The sequence below is a fragment of the Mizugakiibacter sp. genome, from assembly GCF_039680435.1.
Lineage (GTDB): Bacteria > Pseudomonadota > Gammaproteobacteria > Xanthomonadales > Rhodanobacteraceae > Mizugakiibacter.
In genome coordinates this window covers 24,524-51,235 of the sequence record NZ_JBDKSX010000141.1, presented here as the reverse complement: position 1 = coordinate 51,235, position 26,712 = coordinate 24,524, and the positions used below count along the sequence as shown (strand labels likewise).

Below are 26,712 nucleotides of genomic sequence, written 5' to 3'. Positions count from 1 at the left end.
TCAGCGCGGCGGCTGGTAACGCCCGAAGCGCTTGAGCAGCTTGATCAGTTCCGGGTGCGAGATCGCCTTGGCGTAATGCCCGCCGTCGCCCCGCATGTCGCGCGCGGCGACCATCGCGTTGACGATCGACTCCTCGGTCGCCTGCGCGGTCGCCTCGAACAGGCCGTCGAGGTGGTCGTTGCCGATGAAGCTCGCCTGCTGCAGCGGCTGGTCGCGCAGCGCGCCGGCGTTGGCGGTGGAGAACGCGACGAAGATGTCGCCGGAGCCGTTGCCCGCGTAACTGCCCATCCGCGCCAGCCCCATGCCGGCGCGCTTGGCGATGCGCTTCAACTGGTGCGGCAGCAGCGGCGCGTCGGTGGCGACCACCACGATGATCGAGCCGGTGTCGCCCGCGGCCGGGTTCGGCGCGCTGTAGATGCGGTCGTTGCGCAGGTACTTGCCGACCGGCACGCCGGCGATGCGCAGGCTGTCGCGCAGGCCGTAGTTGGCCTGCACCAGCACGCCGAGCGTGTAGTCGCGGTCGCCGACGCGCACGCGCCGCGAGGCGGTGCCGATGCCGCACTTGAACTCGTGGCAGATCATGCCGGTGCCGCCGCCGACGTTGCCCTCGGCGACCGGCCCGCCCTTCGCCTCGTGCAGGGCCTGCGCGGCATGCTCGGGGCGCACGTGGAAGCCGTTGATGTCGTTGAGCTCGCCGTCCCAGGTCTCGGCCACCACCGGCAGCGACCACCAGTAGCCGGAAGCGTCCGCGCCGCCCGCGCGCACGCGCTCGGCGATCACCGCGTCGCGCACCACGCCGACGCTGTGCGTGTTGGTCAGCATCACCGGGCCTTCGAGCTGGCCGGATTCCTCCAGCCAGGCGGTGCCGGTCATCTCGCCGTTGCCGTTCAGCGCGAACCAGGCGCCGAACGCCGGCAGGTCGTAGCTGTCGCGCCCGCGTGGCAGGATCGCGGTGACGCCGGTGCGCACCTTGTGGCCGTTGGGGAGATCTTCGATCAGGGTCACCTGGCCGACCGTGACGCCGGCGACGTCGGTGATCGCGTCGAGCGGCCCGGGCGTGCCGTCGAACGGCACGCCGAGGTCGCGGGCGCGCGGCTCGGCGGCGGAGGCAAGGCCGCAGAGGAAGAACAACGCAAGCGCGAGGCGGAGACGGAACATGGATACTCCGGAAAGCGGCCGTTCGTCGCGCCAGTCTATCCCCTCACCGGAGCAAAGCATGCCGCCTGACACGATGATCGAAGACCTCGACCGCGCGCACGCGCTGCCGGCGCGCTACTACGCCGGCGACACGGCGCTGGCGATGGAACGGCGCGCGGTGTTCGCGCGCAGTTGGCAGTTGGTGGCGCACCGGGAGCAGTTGGCCGAGCCGGGCGACCACGTGGTCGAGCAGATCGCCGGCGTGCCGGTGCTGCTGGTGCGCGGCCAGGACGGCGCGCTGCGCGCCTTCCCCAACGTCTGCCGCCACCGCGCCGGCCCGCTGGCGCTGTGCAACGGCAAGGGCGCGCGCGCCCTGCACTGCAAGTACCACGGTTGGACCTACACGCTGGAAGGCCGCTTGCGCAGCGCACCGGAAATGGAAGGCGCCTGCGACTTCCGCGTCGAGGACATCCGCCTGCCGCCGCTGCGCGTGCACGAGTGGCAGGGCCTGGTGTTCGTGGCGCTGCACGAGGATGTACCGGCGTTCGAGAAGGTCTACGCCGGCATCGCCGAGCGCATCGCGCCGATCGACCTGGCGGCGATGCGCTTCCACCGCCGCGACAGCTACGACATCGCCTGCAACTGGAAGGTCTACGTCGACAACTTCCTCGAAGGCTACCACCTGCCGCACGTGCACCCGGGGCTGTCCAAGGTGCTGGACTACCGCGCCTACGACACCGAGCTGTTCCCGTGGCACTCGCTGCAGTCCTCGCCGCTGCGCAACAGCGCCGACCTCTACGGCGACGGCCGCGCGTACTACTACTTCGTCTATCCCAACGTGATGCTCAACATCATGCCGGGCCGCCTGCAGACCAACCGCATCCTGCCGCTGGGGCCGGAGCGCTGCCGCGTCGAGTTCGACTACTACTACGCGCAGGACGATGCGGCACAGGCGCGCATCGCCGCCGACGCCTCGTTCAGCGACGAGGTGCAAAGCGAGGACATCGCAATCTGCGAGGCGGTGCAGAAGGGGCTGGCGTCGGGCTTCTACGATGCCGGCCGGCTGTGCCCGAAGCGCGAGAGCGGCGTCTGGCATTTCCACAACCTGCTGCGCGCGGCCTACGCCGGCGCCGCCGGAGAAAACGCATGAAGCTGCGTCCGACCCTGCTGGCGTTGGTGCTGGTGACGCTGACCGCCGCACATGCTGCCGAGGACACCCACGCCGCCGCGCGTACCATGGTCCGCGCCGGCCACCTGCTCGACGTCGACAGCGGCCGCATGCTGGCCGACCAGGCGGTGGCGATCGAGAACGGCAAGGTCGTCGCGGTACGGCCGTGGTCCGCCGACGCCGCCAAGGGCGCGCGGGTGCTGGACTGGTCGGCCTGGACCGTGGTGCCCGGCCTGATGGACATGCACACCCACATCGCCGAGGAAGCCGAGACCGCCGACGCCGCCGCGCCGCTGAAGACCGGCCCGGCGCGCCAGGCCTTCATCGGCGCGATGAACGCGCGCAGGACCCTGCAGGCCGGCTTCACCACCGTGCGCGACGTCGGCGTGTACCGCGGCTTCGCCGACATCGCGCTGCGCGACGCGATCAACGACGGATTGATCCCGGGGCCGCGCATGTTCGTCGCCGGCGCCTACACCACCGTGCCCGGCGGCGGCGGCGAGATCACCGACGTGCCGCCCGGCACGGTGGTGCCGCCGGAGTTCCGTCGCGGCGTGTCCAAGGGCGTCGACGACGTGCGCAAACACGTCGACCTGATCCTCGACCACGGCGCCGACCTGATCAAGGTGATCGCCACCGGCGCCGTGCTCACCGCCGGCACCGAACCCGGCCAGCCGGAATACAGCGAAGCCGAGATCCGCGCCGCCGTTGAGGAAGCCGCCAGGCGCGGCAAGTTCGTCGCCGCGCACGCGCACGGCGCCGAGGGCATCAAGCGCGCGGTGCGCGCCGGTGTGCGCTCGATCGAACACGGCTCCCTGATCGACGACGAAGGCATCGCCCTGATGGTGAAGCACGGCACCTGGCTGGTCGCCGACATCTACGACGGCGACTACATCGATGCAGTCGGCCGCAAGCAGGGCTGGTCGGCGGAGATCCTGCGCAAGAACGAGGAAACCACCGAGGCGCAGCGCGAAGGCTTCCGCAAGGCGGTCAAGGCCGGCGTGCACATCGCCTTCGGCACCGACGCCGGCGTCTACCCGCACGGCGACAACGCGCGTCAGTTCGCCTACATGGTGCGCTGGGGCATGACGCCGCTGCAGGCGATCCGCTCGGCCACCATCGACGCCGCGCGCCTGCTCGGCAAGGAAAAGGAACTGGGATCGATCGCGCCGGACAAGGCCGCCGACCTGGTCGCGGTGGCCTGCGATCCGCTGCAGGACATCGAATGCCTGCGCCGGGTGCGCGGCGTGATCAAGGCCGGGCAACCGGTGCCTCTCGATTGATGACCGCGCTGCAGGCGACTGTTGCGATCAAGCGATGGAGTGCCGACTCCGCGCGCGGTGCCTGTCGCTTTCCCCCTCTCCCCGGCGGGGAGAGGGTCGGGGTGAGGGGGTGCCGTCCGCAGGACGGCCGCTACTCATCGCTGCAAAAGCCGCGCTGCGCGCGTCCCCCTCACCCTGTCCTCTCCCCCGAGGGGAGAGGGGACAAGATGCGGCGCGTCCACATCCAACCACGACGAGCCCTGCGAGTGCGTACATGAACGACGGCAGCAAGATCGGCTTCTGGACCTGCACCGCGCTGGTGGTGGGCAACGTGATCGGCATCGGCATTTTCCTGCTGCCGGCATCGCTCGCACCCTACGGCTTCAACGCACTGATCGGCTGGACCATCACCCTGGCCGGTTGCCTGGCGCTGGCGCGCGTGTTCGCGCATCTCGCCCACGCGCTGCCGCAGGCCGACGGCCCGTACGGCTACGTGCGCAGCACGCTCGGCGAGGTGCCGGCCTACCTGGCGCTGTGGGCGTACTGGGTCTCGCTGTGGCTGACCAACGCCGCGCTGGCGACCGGCGCGGTCGGCTACCTCACCGCGGTGTTCCCGCAGTCCGGCGCGATCCGCCCGGACCTGCTCGCGCTGGGCCTGCTGTGGACGTTCGTGGTCGTCAACCTGTTCGGCCTGCGCACCGGCGGCGGCGTGCAGATCGTCACTACCGCGCTGAAGCTGCTGCCGATGGCGGCGATCGCGCTGCTCGGCGGCTGGGTGCTGCTGACCTCGCCGGAAAGCTACGTCGCACATCCGCCGGCCACGCCGGTCACGTTTCGCGACGTGATGGCGGCCTCGACCATCGCGTTGTTCGCCATGCTCGGCATCGAGTCGGCCAGCGTGCCGGCGGCGCGCGTCGACAACCCGGGACGCACCATCCCGCGCGCGACGATGACCGGCACCGTGCTGACCGCGGTCATCTACATCATCGTCTCCGCCGTGCCGCTGCTGCTGATCCACCAGCAGGAACTCGCCGCCTCGAGCGCGCCGTTCGCGCTGCTGATGGACCGCTTCGGCGGCGCCGGCTTCGGGCGCTGGCTGGCGCTGTTCGTGGTGGTCAGCGGGCTCGGCTGCCTCAACGGCTGGACCCTGCTGATCGGCCAGCTCACCCGCACGATGGCCGACAACGGCGTGCTGCCGGCGGTGCTGGCGCGCGGCAACCGCCACGGCGCGCCGGCGCTGGCGCTGGTCGTCACCGGCGCGCTCGCCTCGGCGATGGTGTGGATGAGCTACAACAAGTCGCTGGTCGACGCGTTCACCTTCATCACCCGCGTGGTGACCGCGGCCAACCTGCCGCTTTACCTCTGTTGCTCGCTCGCACTGGCGGTGGCGTGGCGGCGCGGCGCGCTGCCGCAAACCGGGCGTGCGGCGCTGGCGGTCGCGTTCGCCGGCATGGCCTACGTGATCTTCGCCTTCGTCGGCATCGGCCACGAACCGTTCCTGCTGGCGCTCGGCCTGTGCGCGGCGGGCCTGCCGCTGTATGCGTTCATGCGCCTGCGCCGCAGGGTCGCAGCACCTGCCAAGGCCTGAGCACGATGAGAGACCCGCGCTACGACGTCCTGTTCACGCCGGTGCAGATCGGCCCGGTCACGGCGAAGAACCGCTTCTACCAGGTGCCGCATTGCAACGGCATGGGCCACGCCATGCCGCTGGCGCACGCGGCGATGCGCGAGATGAAGGCCGAAGGCGGCTGGGCGGTGGTCTCGACCGAGGAATGCGAGATCCACCCGAGCAGCGACCTCACCCCCTACGTCGAGGCGCGGTTGTGGGACGACCGCGACATCCCCGCGCTGGCGCTGATGTGCGACAAGGTGCACGCGCATGGCGCGCTGGCGGCGCTGGAGCTGTCGCACAACGGCCCGACCGCGTCCAACCTGTATTCGCGCGAAGTGCTGCTGGCGCCCTCGCACCAGCCGACCAAGTACGGCTATCCGTCGCAGGCACGCGCGATGACCCGCCACGACATCCGCGAGTACCGGCGCTGGCACCGCGAGGCGGCGATCCGCGGCAAGCGCGCCGGCATGGACATCGTCTACGTCTACGCCGCGCACGACCTGTCGCTGCCGATGCACTTCCTGCAGCGCCGCCGCAACCAGCGCAGCGACGAATACGGCGGCTCGCTGGAGAACCGCGTGCGCCTGCTGCGCGAGGTGCTGGAAGACACCCGCGATGCGGTCGGCGACCGCTGCGCCGTGGCGCTGCGCTTCGCCACCGAGGAACTGCTCGGGCCCGGCGGCGTCGAGCTGGCCGAGGCGAAGGACATCGTCGCCATGCTGGCCGAGCTGCCGGACCTCTGGGACGTCAACCTCGCCGCCTGGTACAACGATTCGGTGCCCTCGCGCTTCGCCGCCGAGGGCGCGCAGGAACCGTTCATTGACTTCGTCAGGAAGACCACCAGCAAGCCGGTGGTGGGCGTGGGCCGCTTCACCTCGCCGGACACCATGGTGTCGCAGATCAAGCGCGGCGTGCTGGACCTGATCGGCTGCGCGCGCCCGTCGATCGCCGACCCGTTCCTGCCGCGCAAGATCGAGGAGGGCCGCGCCGACGACATCCGCGAGTGCATCGGCTGCAACATCTGCGTCTCCGGCGACATGACCATCTCGCCGATCCGCTGCACGCAAAACCCGACCATGGGCGAGGAATGGCGCAAGGGCTGGCACCCGGAACGCATCCAGCCCAGGCGCTCGGCGAGCCGCGTACTGGTGGTCGGCGCCGGCCCTGCCGGGCTGGAGGCCGCGCGCGCGCTCGGCCAGCGCGGTTCCGACGTGAGCCGGGCCGAGGCGCGCAAGGACCTCGGCGGCCGCGTCAGCCGCGAAGCGCGCCTGCCGGGCCTCGCCGAATGGGCGCGCGTGCGCGACTGGCGCGTCGGCCAGATCGGCAAGCTGGCGAACGTGGCCGTCTACCTCGACTCGGCGATGAGCGCGCAGGACGTGCTGGACTTCGCCGCCGAGCACGTCGTGCTCGCCACCGGCTGCCGCTGGCGCCGCGACGGCTTCGGGCGCAGCAACGGCCTCGGCATCGCCGGCTTCGCGGACAACCCGCGCGTGTTCACGCCCGACGACCTGATGGACGGCCGCCTGCCCGAAGGCCGCGTGGTCGTGTTCGACGACGACGGCTTCTACTACGCCAGCGTCGCGGCGGAGGCGCTGCGCCAACACGGCTGCGAGGTCGCCTACGTCACGCCGGAGGACGTGCTGGCGCCGTGGAGCCAGAACACGCTGGACTACCGCCACATCCGCAAGCGCCTGGCCGGGCTCGGCATCGAGGCGATCGTCTCGCACGACATCGCCGGCTTCGAAGGCTCGATGCTGGCGCTGGAGAACGTCTGGGACCATCGGCGGCGCGAACTCGCCTGCGACGCGGTGCTCGCCGTCACCGCGCGCGTACCCGACGACGCGCTCCACCAGGACCTGCTGCGGCGCGAAGCGGAGTGGGCCGCCGCCGGCATCCGCTCGCTGCGCTGCATCGGCGACGCCGAGGCGCCCGGACTGATCGCGCACGCGGTCTACGCCGGCCATCGCTACGCGCGCGAACTGGAGGAGCCCGCCACCGGCGAAGTGCCGTTCAAGCGGCATTTCCACGGCGCCGGCGCGGACGACCTGCTGAATGGCGCGAAGCCGTAGCGGACGCTCGCGGCCGCCGGCACCGCGCGGACTTTTTTGGGCGGAGGCCGCGCGCGCCGCTATCATCGGCACTCGATCCCTTGTGGCAAGCCCCCACCATGAGCGTCATCGCGTCGCGCGTCGATTCCCGTTCGCCCGAATTCCAGGCCAACCACGCGCAGTTGCGCGCATCGGTCGACGACCTGCGCCGGGAGCTTGCGCGCAACGCCGAGGGCGGCGGCGAGAAGGCGCGCGCGAAGCACACGGCGCGCGGCAAGCTGCTGCCGCGCGAGCGCGTGCGCGCCCTGCTCGACCCGGGCTCGCCGTTCCTGGAGCTGTCGCCGCTGGCCGCGCACGGCATGTACGACGGCGCCGCGCCCGCGGCCGGCCTGATCGCCGGCATCGGCCGCGTGCACGGCCAGGAGGTGGTGGTGCTCGCCAACGACGCCACGGTCAAGGGCGGCACCTACTTCCCGATCACGGTGAAGAAGCACCTGCGCGCGCAGGAAGTGGCGCTGGAGAACCGCCTGCCCTGCGTCTACCTGGTCGACTCCGGCGGCGCCTTCCTGCCGCTGCAGGACGAGGTATTCCCGGACAAGGAGCACTTCGGCCGCATCTTCTACAACCAGGCGCGCATGTCGGGCCTGGGCATCCCGCAGATCGCGGTGGTGATGGGCTCGTGCACCGCCGGCGGCGCCTACGTGCCGGCGATGAGCGACGAGACGATCATCGTGCGCGAACAGGGCACGATCTTCCTCGGCGGCCCGCCGCTGGTGAAGGCGGCCACCGGCGAGGTGGTCGACGCCGAGGCACTGGGCGGCGCCGACGTGCACACGGCGGTTTCCGGCGTCGCCGACCACTACGCCGAGAACGACCAGCACGCGCTGCAGATCGCGCGCGACATCGTCGCCAGCCTGAACCGCAGCAAGGCCGTGCCGCTGGCGCTGCGCGAGCCCGCCGAGCCGCTGTACCCGGCCGAGGAGCTGTACGGCATCGTGCCGCGCGACACGCGCCGGCCGTTCGACATCCGCGAGATCATCGCGCGCATCGTCGACGGCTCCGAATTCCACGAGTTCAAGGCGCGCTACGGCAAGACGCTGGTCACCGGCTTCGCCCACCTCCACGGCTATCCGGTCGGCATCGTCGCCAACAACGGGATTCTCTTCTCCGAGTCGGCGCTGAAGGGCGCGCACTTCATCGAGCTGTGCAACCAGCGCGGCGTGCCGCTGGTGTTCCTGCAGAACATCACCGGCTTCATGGTCGGACGGAAGTACGAGAACGCCGGCATCGCCAAGGACGGCGCCAAGATGGTCACCGCGGTGGCGTGCGCGTCGGTGCCGAAGTTCACGGTGATCATCGGCGGCAGCTTCGGCGCCGGCAACTACGCGATGTGCGGCCGCGCCTACGGCGCGCGCTTCCTGTGGATGTGGCCGAACGCGCGCATCAGCGTGATGGGCGGCGAACAGGCCGCCTCGGTACTGGCCACGGTCAAGCGCGACGGCCTGGAAGCGGCGGGCAAGGACTGGCCGAAAGACGAGGAGGAGGCGTTCAAGGCGCCGATCCGCGAGCAGTACGAGCGCCAGGGCCACCCCTACTACGCCAGCGCGCGGCTGTGGGACGACGGCATCATCGACCCCGTCGACACCCGCCGCGTGCTCGGCCTGGCGATCTCGGCGTCGCTGAACGCGCCGATCGAACCGACGCGCTACGGCGTGTTCAGGATGTGATTGACGCTTCGTGCCCGCCCGTCATTCCGGATGCGGCGAAGCCGCGATCCGGAATCCGGTTTGATTTGGCACGCCCGCGCGACATCTCCGCTGTCGCAGGAACGACCTCAATAGAACTCGTACTCCAACTGCATCCGGAACGTGGTGTCGGGCGTCCCGCGCGTCAGCCCGCCCATCAGCGCGGCGTTGTAGCGCAAGTTCCTGCCGTTGCCCAGGCTGGTGACACCGAACAAGGCGGGGCCGATCTTCAATTCCTGCGAATGCAGGTGCGCGGGATCTCCGAGCGAGCCGAATGACTGCAGGCCGGGCTGGAAGCGCGGGTCCAGGTTGTATTTCCATTGCGCCTGGTAGACGACCTCGTTGCGCGCGCCGCCATCTTCCTCGCCGGCCTCGTCGCCCTCCGGCAGCGCACTCAGGCGCCGCTTGAGATAGATGTTGAGGTTGGTCTGGGTGTGCCCGGTTTCGGTCTGGAACATCGGGCCGAGCACGGCAGTGTTCATGTTCTCCAGCCGGTTGTGCTCCAGCTCGGCGAAGATGCCTGCATCCAGCCAGTGCTCGCCGTGCTCCGTCAACTGGAAGATGTTCTCGAACTCGAATTCCTCGACGTGCGCCACGTGGCCGGGCGTCTGCGAATATTCGGCCTCCACTTCCACGCCCCAGCGCGGCGCGACGCCGTAGCCCACCGCGAGCTTGGCGGCGCGCTCGCCCTCGTCGCGATTGCCCCAATCCTGCACGCCGCTCTTCAACTCGAACTCCCATTCGCGGTATTCCACGATCGGCGAATAGATGACGGAAGCGGGACCGGCGTACGCGCTCTGCGCCACGCCGACAAGCGAGCCCAATGCCATCGCGGCGGCCAACACGCGGGGCGCAAGAAGAACATTTGCAGGCAAACGCGTCACAGCAGGTTCCTTTCTCGGTTCGGTTGGTGTTGTTCGGAACGTCTGTTTTCCCGGATTCGGGCACGCGCGCGCTGTGCCCGATGCCGGCGGCACCAGGCCATGCAACGCGAGTGGAAACTTCAGGCGGTGCTGCGGTTGGTTTCGACGGTTGCGCGCGCTGCTGCGCGCGGCGGCACGCTGCCGAACAGACGCATGCCGGCCAGCAGCAGCGCCACGATGGCCGCGTAGAACAGCATCTGCATGCCGGAAGGCTGCGCGTCGTAGCCGACCAGGATATGCAGCGTCTGCCCGGGGATCGAGCCGTTGGAGAGCAGCCACGAGCTGTCCCAAAGCTGGTTGTGCAGCGCCGGCAGCAGGTTGGCCTGCACCAGGTAGCGCGCCGCGGTGGAAGCCAAGCCCGCGGCCAGCAGCACCAGCAGGCCGTTGGTGGCGCTGAAGAAGTACTTCAGCGGGATGCGCAGCAGGCCGAAGTACAGCGCGAAGCCCACCGCGACGCCGCCGACCACGCCGAGCGCGAGGCCGGTGCCCATGCCGGCGACGCCCGTGCCGCTCGCCGCCATGCCGTACAGGAACAGCACCACTTCGGAGCCTTCGCGCAGCACCGCCAGCGCGACCACCGCCAGCAGCATGCTCAGCGAGCTGGAGCCGGCGCGTACCGCCTGCCCAACCTGCTGCATGTGCTTGGCCAGCTCGCGGCCGTGCTTGGACATCCAGATCACGTGCCAGCCAATCATCGCCACCGCGGCCAGCAGCACGCCGGCGTTGAACAGCTCCTGGCCGACGCCGCTGGCCATGTCGGCGATCGTGCCGGCGAACAGCGCAACCAGCACCGCGCCGATCACGCCGAGCGTGATGCCGCCGCCGACGAACGCGCCGCGGCGAACCACGCCGCGCGTCGCCGCGCACACGATCGAGACGACCAGGGCCGCCTCGAGCACCTCACGGAATACCAGCAGCGCGACGCCGAGCATGACGGGTCACTCCACGATCAGCACACCGTTGCCGGTGTCCTGATGGAAATCGTCGAAGAACTTGTAGCTGCCCTTGCCGAGCGGGCCGACGAACACGGTGACGGTGCTGTTGGGCAGCACGATCTTCTCGCGGTTGAACTCGTGGCTCTCGAATTCCGACGGCGTCGAATCCTGGTTGCTCACCACCAGCTTGATCTTGGTGTCGGCCGGCACCTTCAGCTCGACCGGCTGGAACTTGTGGTCCTTGATGACCAGCTTGTATTCGGGTACGTCCGCCGCCTGCGCGGCAATGGTGGCCAGCGCGAGCAGGGCGCCGAGGAACAGCCGCTTCATGGAACCGCCTCCGATGTCGATGACCGAATGGTAATCGTTCTCATTTGTCTCCGCAAGCGTGAGGGAGGCCGCGCGGCGCGGCCGGTTATCATGGGCGTCTTGCCCAGGAGCCGCGCATGACCGCAAGCATCGCCCTCGCCCGCCGTGGCGCCGTCGCCGAGATCACCTTGCAGCGCCCGCAGGTGCACAACGCCTTCGACGATGCGCTGATCGCCGAGCTGACCGCCGCACTGCGCAGCCTGGACGACGACGCCACGGTGCGCGCGCTGGTGCTGACCGGCGCGGGCGCCAGCTTTTCCGCCGGCGCCGACCTGAACTGGATGCGCGGCATGGCGGCCGCCGGCGAGGAGGAGAATCGCGCTGATTCGCTGCGCCTCGCCGCGCTGATGCGCACGCTCAACTTCCTCTCCAAGCCGACCCTCGCGCGCGTCAACGGCGCCGCCTACGGCGGCGGCGTCGGGCTGGTCGCCTGCTGCGACCTCGCCATCGGCGTCGAGGGCGCCAAGTTCGCGCTGAGCGAGGTCAAGCTCGGCCTGGTGCCGGCGGTGATCTCGCCCTACGTGATCGCCGCGGTCGGCGCACGCCACGCGCGTCGCCTGTTCCTCAGCGGCGAGGTGTTCGACGCCGCCGAAGCAGCGCGCGTCGGCCTGCTGCACCAGGTCGTGCCGGCCACCGAACTGGATGCCGCCATCGACCGCGCCCTGCACTGGCTGGCCAAGGGCGGCCCGCAGGCGCAGCGCGAGGCGAAGCGGCTCGCGCTGCGCGCCGCCGGCATGACGCCGGAAGCGCAGCAGCGCATCGACGAGGACAACGCCGCGCTGATCGCGCGCCTGCGCGTCTCCGCCGAAGGCCAGGAAGGACTGGGCGCCTTCCTCGACAAACACCCGCCGCGCTGGGCGCGCGGCTGAAGCCCCGCCGAAGGAGCCTGTTCGTGGACACCACCCGGTCGCCCGTTCTCAACATCGCCGACGTCGAGCCGCAGCCATTGCCCGCAGCGTTCGCGCCCAAGGGCGGGGCCGCGCAGCGCTACGGCGCGCGCATGGGCTTCATCGGCCCGCGCGTCGGTGCGCAGAAGCTCGGCTACAACCTCACCGCGGTGCCGCCGGGCATGCGCGCCTTCCCGTTCCACAACCACCGCGTCAACGAGGAAATGTTCTTCGTTCTGGAAGGCAGCGGCGAGGTCCGCATCGGCGACAGGACCTGGCCGCTGCGCGCCGGCGACATCGTCGCCTGCCCGCCCGGCGGTCCGGAAACCGCGCACCAGATCACCAACACCGGCACGGGCGAGCTGCGCTATCTCGCCGTCAGCACCAAGCAGTCGCCGGAAGTCTGCGACTACCCCGACTCCGGCAAGTTCGGCGTGCTGGCCGAATGGTCCGGCCCGGACGGCAAGCCGCAGGCGTTCCGCGTGGTCGGCCGTCACGGCGAATCCGTCGATTACTGGGAAGGCGAATAAGTGGCCGCACCGTTCCATACCGTCCTGATCGCCAACCGCGGCGAGATCGCCTGCCGCGTGATCCGCACCTGCCGCCGGCTCGGCATCCGCACCGTCGCGGTGTATTCGGAAGCCGACGCCGACGCGCAGCACGTGCGCCTCGCCGACTGCGCGTACCCCATCGGCGGCCCGCGGCCGCAGGACAGCTACCTGCGCGGCGAAGCGATCCTCGAGGCCGCGCGCGCCAGCGGCGCGCAGGCGATCCACCCGGGCTACGGCTTCCTCTCCGAGAACGCCGCCTTCGCGCGCGCCTGCGCCGAGGCCGGCATCGCCTTCATCGGCCCGCGGCCGCAGAGCATCGAGGCGATGGGCTCCAAGGCCGCCGCCAAGGCGCTGATGGAGAAGCACGGCGTGCCGCTGGTGCCCGGCTACCACGGCGAGGACCAGGACGGCGCGTTCCTCGCCGAACGGGCGCAGGCGACCGGCTTCCCGCTGATGATCAAGGCCGCGGCCGGCGGCGGCGGCAAGGGCATGCGCATCGTGCGCGAGGCGCGCGAATTCGCCGACGCGCTGGCATCCGCGCAACGCGAGGCGCAGAGCGGCTTCGGCGACGCCCGCATGATCCTCGAGCGCTACGTCGAGCACCCGCGCCACATCGAGTTCCAGGTGTTCGGCGACGCGCACGGCCACGTCATCCACCTCAACGAACGCGAATGCTCGGCGCAGCGCCGCTACCAGAAGGTGCTGGAGGAGACGCCCTCGCCGTTCCTGACCCCGCAGCGCCGCGCCGCGATGGGCGCGGCCGCGGTGGCCGCCGCGAAAGCGGTGGACTATGTCGGCGCCGGCACGGTCGAGTTCATCGTCGGCCAGGACGGCAGCTTCTTCTTCATGGAGATGAACACGCGCCTGCAGGTCGAGCATCCGGTGACGGAAATGACGCTCGGCCTCGATCTGGTCGAGTGGCAGTTGCGCGTGGCCGCCGGCGAACCGCTGCCGCTGGCGCAGCAGGACATCCGCGCGCGCGGCCACGCCATCGAGCTGCGCCTGTACGCCGAAGACCCGCAGCAGGGCTTCCTGCCCGGCTCCGGCCGGCTGGAGCGGCTGCGCCTGCCGGCGCCGTCGGCGCAGGTGCGCGTCGACGCGGGTGTGGCCGAGGGCGACACGGTGACGATCTTCTACGACCCGATGATCGCCAAGCTGATCGTGCACGATGCCGACCGCGACCTCGCCCTGCAGCGCATGCGCGAGGCGCTGGCAACGTGCGAGGTGGTCGGGCCGAAGTCGAACGTCGAGTTCCTCGAACGGCTGGTGCGCCACCCGGCGGTGACCGAAGGCCGCATCGACACCGGCTACCTCGACCGCCACCTCGACGAATTCCTGCCCGGCGACGGCGAGGACGACCGCGCCGCGCTGTTCGCCGCCGCCGTCGCCTGCCTGCTGGACGAGGAAGCCGCAGCGCAGGCGCAGGCCGCGCGCAACGGCGATCCGCATTCGCCGTGGGCGCGCGCCGACGGCTGGCGCCTCGGCCACGCCGGCAAGCGCGTGATCGCGCTGGACGGTCGCGGCGGCCGCCACACCGTCGACGCCCACGGCCACGCCGGCCGCTACGCGCTCGCCAGCGACGGCATCGCCTGCATGGTCGAAGGCGCGCGCCTCGACGGCGAGGCGCTCAGCGCGCGCTTCGACGGCGTCGGCCGGCGCTGGCGCGCGACCCGCCACGGCAACCGCGTGGCGGTGCACGACGGCACGCGCCGCCACGGCTTCGCGCACGCGCCGGCGTTCGCGTTCGAGGCCGGCGCCGGCGACGCCGGCGACCGCGTGGTCGCGCCGATGCCGGGACGCATCGTGCTGGTCAAGGCCGAAGTCGGCGTGGTCGTGCAGGAAGGCGACGAGCTGCTGGTGATGGAGGCGATGAAGATGGAGCTGACCCTGCGCGCGCCGCGCGGCGGCACCGTCGAGGCCGTGCAGGCCGCGCCCGGCGAGTTCGTCGAGGCGGACGCGGTGCTGGTGCGCCTCGCCGAGGCTTGATTCGTCGCCGCGAGAATCGCACAGTCCCGCCATGAGCACTCCCGCCCGCGTACGCATCGTCGAGGTCGGGCCGCGCGACGGCCTGCAGAACGAGAAGGCCGTCGTGCCGACGGCGACCAAGATCGCGCTGATCGACCGCCTGTCCGCCACCGGCCTGCAAACCATCGAGGCGACCAGCTTCGTCAGCCCGAAGTGGGTGCCGCAATTGGCCGATGCGGCCGAGGTCTACGCCGGCATCGCGAAGCGTCCGGGCGTCGCCTACCCCGTGCTGGTGCCGAACGAGAAAGGCTACGAGCGCGCGCGCGCGGCCGGCGTGGCCGAGATCGCCGTGTTCACGGCCGCCAGCGAGGCGTTCAACCGCAAGAACGTCAACGCCTCGATCGACGAATCCATCGAGCGTTTCGTGCCGGTGCTGGCGCGCGCCCGCGCCGACGGCGTGCGCGTGCGCGGCTACGTCTCCACCGTGCTCGGCTGCCCCTACCAGGGCGCGGTGCCGCTGGCCGACGTGGTGCGCGTGGCGCAGCGCCTGCACGCGCTCGGCTGCTACGAGATCTCGCTGGGCGACACCATCGGCGTCGGCACGCCGGCGAAGGCGCGCGCGATGCTGCGCGCGGTCGCGGCGGAAGTGCCGATGCAGGCGCTGGCCGTGCACTTCCACGACACCTACGGGCAGGCGCTGGCGAACATCCTGGCCTGCCTGGAGGAAGGCGTGGCGGTGATCGACAGCGCGGTGTCCGGCACCGGCGGCTGCCCGTACGCGCGCGGCGCCACCGGCAACGTCGCCAGCGAGGACGTGGTCTACATGCTGGAGGGCATGGGCGTCGGCACCGGCGTCGACCTGGCGAAGCTGATCGAGACCGGGCTGTGGCTGTCCGCCGCGCTCGGCCGCGAAACGTCGAGCAAGGTCGCGCGCGCGCGCGCCGCGGCCTGAGCGCCGACCGGAGGCTGTCCCGCGCCGCCCGCGCGATCGGAATCGCGGCCTTCGCAACGCGGGGCCACGCAGACCCCGCCGGTCCTGGCCGGCCGTCCAAACCTGCATGGCCGCGTGTATCCTAGGCACCATTGCCGGCCACACCGCGTTGCCGAGGGATGGCATGCGACACGAGTCGCGCTCGCCCAATCCGAACGCCATCACCACCGACGCGGCGGCGGTCGAACCGCCGTTGCAACTCGCCTCCGGCATGCTTGCGGCGCTGGAAGCGCTGCGCAGCCGCAGCGCCGATCCGCCCCAGCGCCGCCACCTCGACCGGGTGATCGACAACGTCCGGCGCCTCGCCGCCGATGCCGACGCCTCCGCGACCCGCTTCCGCATCCTGCTCGACGCCGTGCCCGACGCCGTCACCCTGCACGACGAGGACGGTCGCATCCTCGACGCCAACGCCGCCGCCTGCCGCGACTACGGCTACACGCTCGACGAACTGCGCCGCATGAGCGTGCACGACCTCAATCCCGGCCTGCCGCACGATCACATGCGCCGGATGCTGGAGACCTTCGAGCTGGGCCACACCGCCACCGACGAGACCACCAACCGCCGCCGCAACGGCGACGTCTTTCCGGTCGAGGTGCATTCCAGCGCCTACCGCGACGGCAACCAGCGCCGCATCGTCGCCGTTGCCCGCGACCTCAGCGGCCGGCGCAACATCGACGCCGAACTGCGCACTTCGGAGGCGCGCTACCGCCTGCTGCTGCAGGCGATGGACAAGGGCGTGCTGGTGCAGGACACCAGCGGCGGCATCGTCTCGGTCAACCCCGCCGCCTGCCGCATCCTCGGCGTCAGCGAGGCCGAGATCCTCGCCATGCGCCGCGAGGACCTGCACGACTGGCGCTTCGTCGACGAGCACGGCGACGCGATCGACCTGGGGCAGTTGCCCGGCTTCCGCGCGATCAAGCTCGGCCGCAACGTCGAAAGCTCGCTGCTGGGCGTGTACCTGCCGCATCTGCACCTGTACCGCTGGCTGTCCGCCACCGCGGTGCCGCAGTTCGAGGCCGGACAGTCGCGCCCATTCCAGGTGATCTCCACCTTCAGCGACGTGACCGTGCTGAAGCGCCAGGCCGACCTGTTCGACAAGACCCAGCGCCTGGCCGGCATCGGCGGCTGGGAGCTCGACGACCTGCGCGGCCTGCTGTTCTGGACCGACGAGCTGTACCGCATCCACGACCTGCCGACCGGCAGCGCAGTCAGCGAGGCGCGCGCGCTCTCGTTCTACGACGAGGACGACCGCAAGCACCTGCGCCGCGCGCTGCAGGAAGCGCGCACTGCGGCGCGGCCGTTCGACCTGGAGCTGCGCCTGACCACGGCGATCGGCCGCGGCCGCTGGGTGCGCGCGATGGGCCAGCCGCTGGTGCGCCACGGGCGCATCTACGGCGTGGCCGGCACCGTGCAGGACATCACCGAGCGCAAGCTGGTCGAGGACCAGTTGAAGCGCCAGGCGTCCACCGACCGCGTGACCGGCCTGCCCAACCGCGAGACCGCGCTGGCGCAGCTCGGCCGCATGCTCACCGATGCCGACAGCGACGCCGGGCCGGCGGTGCTGTACGTCGACATCGACCGCTTCAAGCTGGTCAACGACGTGCTCGGCCACGTCGAGGGCGACCACGTGCTGAAAGAGTCGGCCGAACGCCTGCTACGCTGCGCCGCCGGCGCCCAGGCCACGGTGGCGCGCTTCGGCGGCGACGAATTCCTGCTGCTGGTGTGCGACATCTCCGACTTCGCGCTGCTGATGGCGCTGGCCGAACGCATCACCGCCACCTTCCATCGCCCGTTCCAGCACGGCGGCTCCGAGTTCCTGCTGACCGTGTCGATCGGCATCGCGCGTGCGCCTACCGACGGCGACAGCGTGCAGCAGCTGGTCAACCACGCCGAGGCCGCGATGCTGGAAGCCAAGCGCCGCGGCCGCAACACCTGGCAGCCGTTCGACCACGAGCTGGCGCGCGACCTCAGCGACCGCCTGCTGATGGAATCGCTGCTGCGCCGCGCGCTGGACAACGGCGAGTTCCGCCTGGTCTACCAGCCCAAGGTCGACCTCGCGCGCAGCAGCGTGATCGGCATGGAAGCGCTGCTGCGCTGGAACAGCCCGCAGCTCGGCGAGGTGTCGCCGTCGCACTTCATCCCGCACGCCGAGAACTCCGGCGAGATCGTGCGCATCGGCGCGTGGGTGATCGGCGAGGCCTGCCGCGCGCTGCGCACCTGGCGCGAGGCGGGACTGGGGCTGCGCCACGTCGCCGTCAACGTCTCGTTCCGCCAGCTGCTCGGCGGCTCGGTACTGGACGCGGTGCAGTCGGCGCTGCGCGAATGCGAGCTGCCCGGCAACGCGCTGGAGATCGAGATGACCGAGCGCGTGCTGATCGAGGACGCGGGCGACATCGTGGAGACGTTCAGCGCGCTGCGGCGCATGGGCGTGAGTCTGACCATCGACGACTTCGGCGAGGGCTACTCGTCGCTGAACTACCTGCGCCGGCTGCCGATCGACGGGCTGAAGATCAGCCACACCTTCATGCAGGGCATTCCGGCCAATGCGGTCGACAGCAGCATCTGCCAGGCGATCGTGCAGATCGCGCAGAGCCTCGGCATGAAGCTCACCGCCGAGGGGGTGGAGACCGAAGCGCAGCGCGAGTTCCTGCTGCGCCTGGGCACGCCGTTCGCCCAGGGCTTCCTGTTCAGCCCACCGCTCGAGGCCGCGCGCGTGCCGGCGTTCCTCGAGGCCTGGGGCGAAGCCGGCGGCTGAGTCGAACGGCACATGCCCGCATCCCGGCGCCTGCCGATAATCGGCGCCCGCCGCCGCAACGACGAGGCCCCCGCTTGAGCACGCCCTTCACGATCCGTCCGATCGCGCCCGCCGACGACGTCGCCGTCGCCGGGGTGATCCGCGCCGTCATGCCCGAGTTCGGCGCGGGCGGCCCCGGCTTCGCCATCCACGATCCCGAGGTCGACGCGATGTCGCGCGCGTACGCGCGGCCGGGCTGCGCCTACTTCGTGGTCGAGCGCGACGGCCGCGTGCATGGCGGCGGCGGCATCGCGCCGCTGGAAGGCGGCGAGGACGGCGTGTGCGAGCTGCGCAAGATGTACTTCCTGCCCGAACTGCGCGGCCAGGGCGCCGGCAAGGCGCTGATCCGGCTTTGCCTGGAAACCGCACGCACGCTCGGCTACCGGCGCTGCTACCTGGAAACGCTGACCGGCATGGATGCGGCACAAGGGCTCTACGCCAGCCAGGGCTTCCACCGCATCTGCGCGCCGATGGGCGCCACCGGCCATTTCGGCTGCGACCGCTGGTACCTGCGCGATCTGTCGCCGGCCCCGTAGGCGCCGCGCGCACCGCGATGGACGCGCCGCCACGCGGCGATCCCGCCCCGCGCCTCGCCTTCTCCCGCGAAACGCCTACTGCCATTCCCGACAGCCTGGCGAAAGACGGCCATTCCAGAGTCCGGGCGGCACGCGCCCAGCGCAGGGTTGATGCGCCGGCCGTCGCGTTATAAGTTGCGGGCGGCAAGAGGCTGGATGCCGCGCCGCCGCCCGACGACCGACGGCAACGGGAGCGACAGACATACGGCAGGACGCCGCCTCGCGGGTGGGCCACGACCAACGTGGTCGCGAGGCCGGCATCCCGGACAGGGGGGCGCCATGAACGCTCATGGGGATCGCTTCGTGCCCGCCATCGTGGTGGGCTTCGGGCAGACCGGGCTCGGCACGCTGCGCTGCCTTCGCCTTGCCGGCATTCCAGCCTATATCGCCTGCCCGGCCGGCGACCTCGCCGCGCGCTCGCGCTGGTACCGGCCGACACCGGGGCCGACCGCGTGGGACGGCAAGTGCGATGCGGCCGCGCTCGAGCTGCTGCGCAGCATGCCGCTGGAGCGGGCCGTGCTGATCCCCGGCGCGGACGACGCCGCGCTATGGCTGGCCGACCTGCCGCACGATCTGCGCGGACGATTCCTCGTCAGCAGCAGCTCGCCGCAGACGCTGGCGATCCTGCAGGACAAGGCGCGCTTCGGCGAACACCTGGCGCGCAGCGGCATTCCGCACCCGCGCACGTTCCCGATCCGCCGCCGCGGGGACATCGACGCCATTCCGTTCGGCGAGCTGGACCGCGTGTTCCTCAAGCCGGCCAACTCGCAGGCATTCAGCCGGATCATGGGCACCAAGGGCATCTGGGCGCGCAACCGCACCGAGCTGGAGGCGATCTGGCGCAAGCTCGAACGGCACGGGCTCGAAGTGCTTGCGCAGGAGTACGTGCCCGGCAGCGCCGCCGACCACTACTTCGTGGACGGCTTCCGCGATCGCCGCGGCGCGCTGACCGGCCTGTTCGCGCGCCGCCGCTGGCGCATCTTCCCGGCCGACTTCGGCAACAGCTCGTATTGCCGCAGCGTCCCGCTGGAGGACGTCGGCAACGCCGTCGGCAGCCTGGACGCGCTGCTCGCGGGCCTGGATTACCGCGGCATCTTCAGCGCGGAGTTCAAGCGCGATGCGCGCGATGGCAGCTTCCGCATCCTCGAGGTCAACACGCGCGCGTGGTGGTACGTCGAATTCGCCGCGCGTTGCGGCGTGAACGTGTGCCGGATGGCGTGGCAGGACGCCTGCGGGCTGCCGGTCGAGGCGTCCCCACGGACCTATCCCGTGGGCGCCGGCTGCGTCAATCTGCCCGGCGACATCATCACCGTGCGCACGCAGCCGCGGTCCGCACGCGGCCCGCTCTACCGCATCGTCGGCCAGTGGGCGCGCGCCCACTTCCACGTGTTCCGTCTGGACGACCCGCGACCGGGCCTGTCCGTCGCGTGGCAGATCATGGGTCGCCTGGTCCGCAACGCCGGCCAGCGCGTTCGTGCCGCCGAAGCCGCGCCCGCCGGCGAAACGGCCGCGACCGACGGCACCACCACGTAGCCGCCGCTTGCCCGACACCGGACGCCGGCACGCACGCGGGCCGCGCCGGGGGCGCTTCGGCTAGAATGGCCGGCTCGCGCACCCGTGGAGAATCCCATGCAGCTCGAACAGATCAAGGCCGTCGTCACCGGCGGCGCCTCCGGCCTCGGCTTCGCGGTGGCGAAGCGGCTGGTCGGCCACGGCGCGCAGGTCGCGCTGCTCGACGTCAACGACGAGAAGGGCCAGGCCGCCGCCGCCGAACTGGGCGCCAGCGCGCGCTTCTTCCGCGCCGACGTGACCTCCGAGGACGGCATCGCCGCCACCGTGCAGCAGGCGCAGCAGGCGATGGGCGGCCTGAACGCCGCGATCAACTGCGCCGGCATCCTCGGCGCCGGGCGCGTGCTCGGCAAGGAAGGCGCGATGCCGCTGAAGACCTTCGCCGGCACGGTGATGGTCAACCTGGTCGGCAGCTTCAACGTCGCCAAGGCCGCCGCCGCGCTGATGCAGCACAACGCGCCGGGCGAGGACGGCGAGCGCGGCGCGATCGTCAACACCGCATCCATCGCCGCCTTCGAGGGCCAGATCGGCCAGGCCGCGTATTCGGCGTCGAAAGGCGGCGTGGTCGGCATGACCCTGCCGATGGCGCGCGAGTTCGCGCGCATCGGCGTGCGCGTGATGACCATCGCGCCCGGCGTGTTCCACACGCCGATGGTCGACGGCATGCCCGAGCAGGTCTACCAGTCGCTGTGCGCGCAGGTGCCCTACCCGTCGCGCCTCGGCAAGCCCGAGGAATTCGCCGACACCGTCGCCTTCATCCTGCAGAATCGCTACCTCAACGGCGGCGTCATCCGCATCGACGGCGCGATCCGGATGCAACCGAAATGATGGGAGTTGGGAATGGGGAGTAGGGAGTAGGTGGAGCGCGGCGAGTGGTCGCGTTCGCCGCCTTGCCCCACTTCCCACTTCCTACTTCCCGCTCCCGCCCCGCAACTTCCACCACGCGAACCATGAAAGCATCCGAAATCAAGCGCGGCAACGTCGTCGAGCACGAAGGCAAGGTGTACCAGGTGCGCGAGGTGGAGCGCAGCGCGCCGACCGCGCGCGGCGGCAACGTCACCTTCCGCTTCACGCTGTACGGCGTGCCCGGCGGGCAGAAGTACGACCTCAGCCTGCGCGCGGACGACGACCTGAAGGAAGTCGACCTGACGCGCCGCCAGGCGACCTATTCGTACATGGACGGCGACGCCTTCGTGTTCATGGACGCGGAGGACTACACGCAGTACGTGTTGGGCCCGGAGCTGGTCGGCGATGCCGCCGGCTACATCACCGAAGGCCTGGACGGCTGCTACGTGCAGTTGATCGACGAGCAGCCGGTCGCCCTGCAGTTGCCGCAGTCGGTGGCGCTGACCGTGGTCGACACCGCCCCCGAGCTGAAGGGCGCCACCGCCACCAAGCGCGCCAAGCCGGCGCGCCTCGAGACCGGCATCGAGATCCAGGTGCCGGACTACATCACCAGCGGCGAGCGCGTGCTGGTCAGCACCGTCACGGGCGAGTTCAGCGGCAGGGCCTGACGCGCGCGCAGGCGGCGCGCATCCGCCCGGCCGCGTCGGGGCGGCGCGTCCGCCCCGCACGGCCGGGGCAAGATCGTTCCAGGCGAGGCCGCATCGCCCCGAGCCGCCCGCGCCTCACCCCGCGCGTTGCAGCCACTTCCCCGCCATCCGCCGCAGCGAGGCGTCGATGCCGGCGTCGCCGGCCAGCTCGTCGATGCGCCGCCACGCCAGCGCATGCGATTCCGCGCTGACGACGAACCGCTCGTCGGCCGTGGCGCGCACCACGTAGCGCACGTCGTAGTGCCAATGCGCGGGGTCGGCGCCGCGCGCGGGGATCAGGTGGCGGTCGAGGTCGAAGATGCCCGGCTCCAGCGCGAGCGCGCGGAGTCCCGATTCCTCCTCGGCCTCGCGCAGGGCGACCCGCCCCAGATGCGCATCGCCATCGGCGTGCCCGCCCAACTGCAGCCAGCGGTCGAGCTTGCGATGGTGGGTCAGCAGCACGCGCGCACCGTCGACGCCGACCAGCCACGCCGAGCCGGTGAAGTGACCTTCGACGGTGCTGCGCTCGAAGCAGCGCGGCTCGCGGCGCGCAAAGTCGAGGAAATCGCCGACCGCCGCCTCGCGCGGCCAGCGTTGCCGGTAACGATCCAGTTCCGCCAGCAGGGGCAGGGGCGACACGCGCGGACCTCGTCGGCGGAAGGAACCTTGCAGAGTGCCGCAGCGCCCCGGCCGGCGCAAGGATCCGCGCCCCGCGGGCAAAGCCATGACCTCGTGCGCTTGTGCCCGACCGGCGCATTTGGCAAGGTACAGCGCCGCCATGCTTCGGCATGGCCGCCTGCGACGTCCGCGCCAGCACCACAAGAGCGCCGTGCATCCGTGCCGATCCATTCGGGAGGGGGTTTCATGTTTCGAGATTTGTTCGTCACCAAGCCGGTGCTGTCGGCCGCCGAGGAGGCCGCGTCCGGCGAGGTCACGCTGCGCCGCGCGCTGACCGCGCGACATCTGATCATGCTCGGCATCGGCGCGGTCATCGGCGCCGGCATCTTCGTGCTGACCGGCCAGGCCGCCGCCGTGCACGCCGGCCCCGCCGTCGTGCTCAGCTTCGTGTTCGCCGGCGTGGCCTGCGCGTTCGCCGGCCTGTGCTATGCCGAATTCGCCTCGATGCTGCCGGTTTCGGGCAGCGCCTACTCCTATTCATACGCCACGCTGGGCGAGTTCGTCGCCTGGTTCATCGGCTGGATGCTGGTGCTGGAATACCTGTTCGCCGCGTCCACGGTGGCGGTCGGCTGGTCGGGCTACCTCAACAGCCTGCTCGTCGACTACAACCTGGCGCTGCCCGCCGCGCTGTCGTCAGCGCCGCTGACCCTGGTCGGCGGCTCGTTCCAGCTCACCGGCGCGATCATCAACCTGCCGGCGGTGCTGATCGTGGCCGCAATCAGCTGCCTGTGCTACGTCGGCATCACCCAGTCGGCGTTCGTCAACTCGATCGTGGTGGCGATCAAGCTGGTCGTGATCCTGATGTTCGTCGGCTTCAGCCTGCGCTACGTCGATCCGGCCAACTGGCATCCGTTCATCCCCGCCGCGCAGGGCGACGGCCACTTCGGCTGGGACGGCGTATTTCGCGGCGCCTCGGTGGTGTTCTTCGCCTACATCGGCTTCGACGCGGTTTCCACCGCCGCGCAGGAATGCAAGAACCCGCAGCGCGACATGCCGATCGGCATCCTCGGCTCGCTGGTGGTCTGCACCATCCTCTACATCATCGTTTCCGGCGTGCTCACCGGCATGCTGCCCTACCTGCAGCTCAACACCGCCCACCCGGTGACCACCGCGCTGGACGCCTACCCGAGCCTGCGCTGGCTGAAGGAGATCGTCGCCATCGGCGCGATCGCCGGACTCAGCTCGGTGATCCTGGTGATGCTGATGGGCCAGCCGCGCATCTTCTACACGATGTCGCGCGACGGCCTGCTGCCGAAGCTGTTCGGCAAGGTGCACCCGAAGTTCCAGACGCCCTACGTCGGCACGGTGATCGTCGGCATCGTCGCAGCAACGCTGGCCGGCCTGTTCCCGATCGGCGTGCTGGGCGACCTGGTGTCGATGGGCACCCTGCTGGCGTTCGCCACCGTCTGCGTCGGCGTGCTGGTGCTGCGCTACTCGCGGCCCGACCTGGCGCGCCCCTTCCGCGTGCCGGCGGTGTGGGTGATCTGCCCGCTCGGCGCGCTGGCCTGCCTGTTCCTGTTCGGCCGGTCGTTCATCGACAACTGGAAATGGATGAGCGCGTGGATCGCGCTCGGCCTGCTCGTCTATTTCCTGTACGGCTACCGCAACAGTCGACTGCGCCGCCGCTGAGCGGCCGCAAGGCCGGCGGGTCCGCCCGCCGGCCTTTTCGCATCGTCGCGCGGCGCTTCGGCCGCAGCCACCGGATTCCCCATGCTCGACCAACTGCTTGCCAAGAAGTCCCCCCGCGCCATCGCCGAAGACATCGAAGGGCCGGCCCTGCGCCGCACGCTCGGCCCCTGGGGCCTGACCGCGCTCGGCATCGGCGCCGTGATCGGCGGCGGCATCTTCGTCATCACCGGCCAGGCGGCCGCCGACCACGCCGGCCCGGCGATCATCATCTCGTTCGTCCTCGCCGCGATCTGCAGCGGCTTCACCGCGCTCTGCTACGCCGAGTTCGCCACCATGATCCCGGTGTCCGGCAGCGCGTACTCCTACGCCTACGCCACGCTGGGCGAGGTGGCGGCGTGGTTCATCGGCTGGAACCTGGTGCTGGAATACGGCGTCTCGGCCTCGGCGGTCGCGGTGAGCTGGACCGGCTACTTCCTCAGCCTGCTCGACCACTTCGGCATCCACCTGCCGCCTGCGCTGACCAATGCGCCGCTGGACTACGTCAACGGCCACCTGGTCGCCACCGGCGCACTGTTCAACCTGCCGGCCGTGGCGATCACGCTGGCGCTGACCTGGGTCTGCTACGTCGGCATCCGCGAGTCGACCGGCGCCAACATGGCGATGGTGATCCTGAAGGTCAGCCTGATCCTGATCGTGATCGTGGTCGGCGCGCGCTACGTCGACCCGGCCAACTGGCACCCGTTCATCCCCGAGCAGCAGGGCCCGGACAAGTACGGCTGGTCCGGGATCCTGCGCGGCGCGGCGATGGTGTTCTTCGCCTACATCGGTTTCGAGGCCACCTCGACCGCCGCCCAGGAGTGCAAGAACCCGCAGCGCGACATGCCGTTCGGCACGCTGGCCTCGCTGGCGATCTGCACGGTGCTGTACATCGCCATGGCCGCGGTGCTGACCGGCCTGCTGCCGTATACGCAGCTCGGCACCGACGAACCGGTGGTGACCGCGGTGCGCGCGCACCCGCAACTGGTCTGGCTGCGCTGGCTGGTCGAGGTCGGCGCGCTGATCGGCCTGTCCTCGGTGGTGCTGGTGATGATCATCGCGCAGCCGCGCATCTTCATGATCATGGGTCGCGACGGCCTGTTGCCAAAGGTGTTCACGCGCATCCATCCCAAGCACCGCACGCCGCACATCAACACGGTGATCACCGGCATCGGCATCGCCCTGATGGCGGCCGTGTTCCCGCTGAACGTGCTGGGCGACCTGGTCTCGATGGGAACGCTGATCGCGTTCTGCGCCGTGTGCGGCGGCGTGCTGCTGCTGCGCCGCACCGCGCCCGACCTGCCGCGCACGTTCCGCGTGCCATGGGCGCCCGTGATCTGCACCTGCGGCATCCTCAGCTGCCTCGTCCTGCTGGGCACGATGAGCTGGTACAACTGGACGCTGATGGTGGCCTGGACCGCGCTCGGCTTCGTGCTGTACTTCGGCTACGGCTACCGGCACAGCCGGCTGCGCGCGCGCTGACCGCACCTCGGCAATCGCCATCCATACCCGAAAGTATGGATGGCGATTGGATCGATTCCGAGCGAGGTTGAGTTCTCAAGTCATTGAAAGATCGAAAATGCTGTAAACGAGCATAAGCGATGGGCGCGATCTATTGGCCGGCCGAGGCCCTCCCGCGCTATGATCCGTGGTCCGCGGGTTAGTCACTTGGCAGTGGACCCCTCGGATTGCCGCTCGGGCGCGTCCAGGCGACCCAGCTCCTCGACCTGGGCGCGCTCGAGCAGCGATGTCTCGGGCGCCCGCCCGCATGCTCGCCTCCCCCTTCCGAACCATCCGCGCGCATCGCCGCCGAGGCCGTCTGCGCCGATCGCCGTTTTCGCGCTTCCCGGAAACGCGAAAGCCGGCCTTGCGGCCGGCTCTCTCGATCGCGCTGGAGCGGGCGATCAGGCTTTCGCAGCGTGCGCCGAGCACCAGCCCTTCGCGTTCACCGCCTTGCCCGGGAACAGCTGGCAGCCCGCATAGGCGTCGCCGGGCTTGCCCTGGAAGAACTTGCAGTTGGCGCAATTGTCGGTCGCCTTGTGATTGGCGTACTTCGCCTGGTCCACCTTGGTGGTGTCCTCGACGTAGCCCAGCGCCTTGGCGGCCGGGTCGGTCGGCGCGAGATGCGGCAGCGCCTGCGCGTTGGCCGTGCGCGGCAGCACCGCGGCGAGCGCGGCGGCGCCGGCCGCGCCGGCGGCGACCTTGAGGAATCGGCGGCGAGACGCGTTGTTCTGGTCATTCGACATTGGCAAACCTCCGTCGTGGGATGGTGGGATGAAAGTGCGGCACGGCCGCGTTTGTACCCT

The 26,712-nt window shown here is 70.6% G+C and carries 22 protein-coding genes; 16 read left to right on the top strand and 6 right to left on the bottom strand.

What is annotated here, in order from left to right; genetic code table 11:
• Window positions 1-1,158, bottom strand: coding sequence for a P1 family peptidase (locus ABFC67_RS15095; protein WP_346738856.1), 1,158 nt, complete (start codon window positions 1,156-1,158; stop codon window positions 1-3).
• 58 nt (window positions 1,159-1,216) lie between these two features.
• Between ABFC67_RS15095 and ABFC67_RS15090 the strand changes: the two genes are divergently transcribed.
• The 5 genes from ABFC67_RS15090 (at window position 1,217) to ABFC67_RS15070 (ending at window position 8,954) form a co-directional block, all read left to right on the top strand.
• A complete protein-coding gene (locus tag ABFC67_RS15090; RefSeq protein ID WP_346738855.1) occupies window positions 1,217-2,287 on the top strand; it encodes an SRPBCC family protein in 1,071 nt (356 codons plus the stop codon).
• Entirely contained in the window at window positions 2,284-3,588 is a 1,305-nt protein-coding gene (locus ABFC67_RS15085; protein ID WP_346738854.1) for an amidohydrolase family protein, read from the top strand. Before ABFC67_RS15090 ends, ABFC67_RS15085 begins: the two co-directional genes overlap by 4 nt.
• A gap of 253 nt (window positions 3,589-3,841) precedes the next feature.
• Window positions 3,842-5,155, top strand: a complete 1,314-nt coding sequence (locus ABFC67_RS15080) for an amino acid permease (protein WP_346738853.1) — start codon at window positions 3,842-3,844, stop codon at window positions 5,153-5,155.
• Window positions 5,156-5,160: 5 nt separating this feature from the next.
• Entirely contained in the window at window positions 5,161-7,248 is a 2,088-nt protein-coding gene (locus tag ABFC67_RS15075) for an FAD-dependent oxidoreductase (RefSeq protein ID WP_346738852.1), read from the top strand.
• 98 nt (window positions 7,249-7,346) lie between these two features.
• On the top strand, window positions 7,347-8,954 hold the full coding sequence (locus ABFC67_RS15070) for a carboxyl transferase domain-containing protein (protein WP_346738851.1): 1,608 nt from the start codon (window positions 7,347-7,349) through the stop codon (window positions 8,952-8,954).
• 107 nt (window positions 8,955-9,061) lie between these two features.
• On the opposite strand, the gene ABFC67_RS15065 is transcribed toward ABFC67_RS15070, so the two are convergent.
• The 3 genes from ABFC67_RS15065 to ABFC67_RS15055 form a co-directional block, all read right to left on the bottom strand.
• Window positions 9,062-9,778 carry a hypothetical protein gene (locus ABFC67_RS15065; RefSeq protein ID WP_346738850.1) on the bottom strand — a complete coding sequence of 239 codons (717 nt, stop codon included), beginning with the start codon at window positions 9,776-9,778 and terminating at the stop codon, window positions 9,062-9,064.
• Window positions 9,779-9,975: 197 nt separating this feature from the next.
• On the bottom strand, window positions 9,976-10,827 hold the full coding sequence (locus ABFC67_RS15060) for an FTR1 family protein (protein WP_346738849.1): 852 nt from the start codon (window positions 10,825-10,827) through the stop codon (window positions 9,976-9,978).
• A gap of 6 nt (window positions 10,828-10,833) precedes the next feature.
• The gene (locus tag ABFC67_RS15055) at window positions 10,834-11,160 is read right to left on the bottom strand and encodes a cupredoxin domain-containing protein (RefSeq protein WP_346738848.1); all 327 of its coding nucleotides are present in this window, start codon (window positions 11,158-11,160) and stop codon (window positions 10,834-10,836) included.
• Window positions 11,161-11,276: 116 nt separating this feature from the next.
• Here ABFC67_RS15055 and ABFC67_RS15050 point away from each other — a divergent pair, with 116 nt between their 5' ends.
• The 9 genes from ABFC67_RS15050 to yeiP all read left to right on the top strand — a co-directional run bounded on the left by ABFC67_RS15050 (window position 11,277) and on the right by yeiP (window position 22,045).
• Window positions 11,277-12,068 (top strand): enoyl-CoA hydratase-related protein, encoded by a 792-nt coding sequence (locus ABFC67_RS15050; protein ID WP_346738847.1) that lies wholly within the window; start codon window positions 11,277-11,279, stop codon window positions 12,066-12,068.
• Between the two features lie 23 nt (window positions 12,069-12,091).
• The gene (locus ABFC67_RS15045) at window positions 12,092-12,616 is read left to right on the top strand and encodes a cupin domain-containing protein (RefSeq protein WP_346738846.1); all 525 of its coding nucleotides are present in this window, start codon (window positions 12,092-12,094) and stop codon (window positions 12,614-12,616) included.
• Complete coding sequence (locus ABFC67_RS15040) at window positions 12,617-14,623, top strand: biotin carboxylase N-terminal domain-containing protein (RefSeq protein WP_346738845.1); 2,007 nt, start codon at window positions 12,617-12,619, stop codon at window positions 14,621-14,623.
• Between the two features lie 31 nt (window positions 14,624-14,654).
• Window positions 14,655-15,554, top strand: coding sequence for a hydroxymethylglutaryl-CoA lyase (locus ABFC67_RS15035; RefSeq protein WP_346738844.1), 900 nt, complete (start codon window positions 14,655-14,657; stop codon window positions 15,552-15,554).
• A 163-nt stretch (window positions 15,555-15,717) separates the two neighbouring features.
• The gene (locus ABFC67_RS15030) at window positions 15,718-18,348 is read left to right on the top strand and encodes an EAL domain-containing protein (RefSeq protein WP_346738843.1); all 2,631 of its coding nucleotides are present in this window, start codon (window positions 15,718-15,720) and stop codon (window positions 18,346-18,348) included.
• 74 nt (window positions 18,349-18,422) lie between these two features.
• Window positions 18,423-18,923: a GNAT family N-acetyltransferase gene (locus tag ABFC67_RS15025; RefSeq protein ID WP_346738842.1), complete on the top strand. Its 501-nt coding sequence runs from the start codon at window positions 18,423-18,425 to the stop codon at window positions 18,921-18,923.
• Between the two features lie 318 nt (window positions 18,924-19,241).
• A complete protein-coding gene (locus tag ABFC67_RS15020; RefSeq protein ID WP_346738841.1) occupies window positions 19,242-20,495 on the top strand; it encodes a hypothetical protein in 1,254 nt (417 codons plus the stop codon).
• A 96-nt stretch (window positions 20,496-20,591) separates the two neighbouring features.
• Window positions 20,592-21,359, top strand: coding sequence for an SDR family NAD(P)-dependent oxidoreductase (locus ABFC67_RS15015; protein WP_346738840.1), 768 nt, complete (start codon window positions 20,592-20,594; stop codon window positions 21,357-21,359).
• Between the two features lie 122 nt (window positions 21,360-21,481).
• Window positions 21,482-22,045, top strand: a complete 564-nt coding sequence (yeiP, locus tag ABFC67_RS15010) for an elongation factor P-like protein YeiP (protein WP_346738839.1) — start codon at window positions 21,482-21,484, stop codon at window positions 22,043-22,045.
• 114 nt (window positions 22,046-22,159) lie between these two features.
• On the opposite strand, the gene ABFC67_RS15005 is transcribed toward yeiP, so the two are convergent.
• A complete protein-coding gene (locus tag ABFC67_RS15005) occupies window positions 22,160-22,702 on the bottom strand; it encodes an NUDIX hydrolase (protein WP_346738838.1) in 543 nt (180 codons plus the stop codon).
• A gap of 225 nt (window positions 22,703-22,927) precedes the next feature.
• Here ABFC67_RS15005 and ABFC67_RS15000 point away from each other — a divergent pair, with 225 nt between their 5' ends.
• Complete coding sequence (locus ABFC67_RS15000; RefSeq protein ID WP_346738837.1) at window positions 22,928-24,370, top strand: amino acid permease; 1,443 nt, start codon at window positions 22,928-22,930, stop codon at window positions 24,368-24,370.
• Between the two features lie 81 nt (window positions 24,371-24,451).
• Window positions 24,452-25,888 carry an amino acid permease gene (locus tag ABFC67_RS14995; RefSeq protein ID WP_346738836.1) on the top strand — a complete coding sequence of 479 codons (1,437 nt, stop codon included), beginning with the start codon at window positions 24,452-24,454 and terminating at the stop codon, window positions 25,886-25,888.
• Between the two features lie 422 nt (window positions 25,889-26,310).
• Here the strand turns inward: ABFC67_RS14995 and ABFC67_RS14990 are convergent, their stop codons facing one another.
• Window positions 26,311-26,652, bottom strand: coding sequence for a high-potential iron-sulfur protein (locus ABFC67_RS14990; RefSeq protein WP_346738835.1), 342 nt, complete (start codon window positions 26,650-26,652; stop codon window positions 26,311-26,313).
• Between the last annotated feature and the right edge of the window lie 60 nt (window positions 26,653-26,712).

Excerpts from the sequence above, each read along its gene's own strand:
- ABFC67_RS15075 (WP_346738852.1), top strand. The coding sequence starts at position 5,161 with ATGAGAGACCCGCGCTACGACGTCCTGTTCACGCCGGTGCAGATCGGC.
- ABFC67_RS15015 (WP_346738840.1), top strand. The coding sequence starts at position 20,592 with ATGCAGCTCGAACAGATCAAGGCCGTCGTCACCGGCGGCGCCTCCGGC.
- ABFC67_RS15000 (WP_346738837.1), top strand. The coding sequence starts at position 22,928 with ATGTTTCGAGATTTGTTCGTCACCAAGCCGGTGCTGTCGGCCGCCGAG.
- ABFC67_RS15080 (WP_346738853.1), top strand. The coding sequence starts at position 3,842 with ATGAACGACGGCAGCAAGATCGGCTTCTGGACCTGCACCGCGCTGGTG.
- ABFC67_RS15055 (WP_346738848.1), bottom strand. The coding sequence starts at position 11,160 with ATGAAGCGGCTGTTCCTCGGCGCCCTGCTCGCGCTGGCCACCATTGCC.
- ABFC67_RS15030 (WP_346738843.1), top strand. The coding sequence starts at position 15,718 with ATGCGACACGAGTCGCGCTCGCCCAATCCGAACGCCATCACCACCGAC.
- ABFC67_RS15060 (WP_346738849.1), bottom strand. The coding sequence starts at position 10,827 with ATGCTCGGCGTCGCGCTGCTGGTATTCCGTGAGGTGCTCGAGGCGGCC.
- ABFC67_RS15095 (WP_346738856.1), bottom strand. The coding sequence starts at position 1,158 with ATGTTCCGTCTCCGCCTCGCGCTTGCGTTGTTCTTCCTCTGCGGCCTT.
- ABFC67_RS14995 (WP_346738836.1), top strand. The coding sequence starts at position 24,452 with ATGCTCGACCAACTGCTTGCCAAGAAGTCCCCCCGCGCCATCGCCGAA.
- ABFC67_RS15020 (WP_346738841.1), top strand. The coding sequence starts at position 19,242 with ATGAACGCTCATGGGGATCGCTTCGTGCCCGCCATCGTGGTGGGCTTC.
- ABFC67_RS14990 (WP_346738835.1), bottom strand. The coding sequence starts at position 26,652 with ATGTCGAATGACCAGAACAACGCGTCTCGCCGCCGATTCCTCAAGGTC.
- ABFC67_RS15070 (WP_346738851.1), top strand. The coding sequence starts at position 7,347 with ATGAGCGTCATCGCGTCGCGCGTCGATTCCCGTTCGCCCGAATTCCAG.
- ABFC67_RS15035 (WP_346738844.1), top strand. The coding sequence starts at position 14,655 with ATGAGCACTCCCGCCCGCGTACGCATCGTCGAGGTCGGGCCGCGCGAC.
- ABFC67_RS15085 (WP_346738854.1), top strand. The coding sequence starts at position 2,284 with ATGAAGCTGCGTCCGACCCTGCTGGCGTTGGTGCTGGTGACGCTGACC.
- ABFC67_RS15090 (WP_346738855.1), top strand. The coding sequence starts at position 1,217 with ATGCCGCCTGACACGATGATCGAAGACCTCGACCGCGCGCACGCGCTG.
- yeiP (WP_346738839.1), top strand. The coding sequence starts at position 21,482 with ATGAAAGCATCCGAAATCAAGCGCGGCAACGTCGTCGAGCACGAAGGC.
- ABFC67_RS15050 (WP_346738847.1), top strand. The coding sequence starts at position 11,277 with ATGACCGCAAGCATCGCCCTCGCCCGCCGTGGCGCCGTCGCCGAGATC.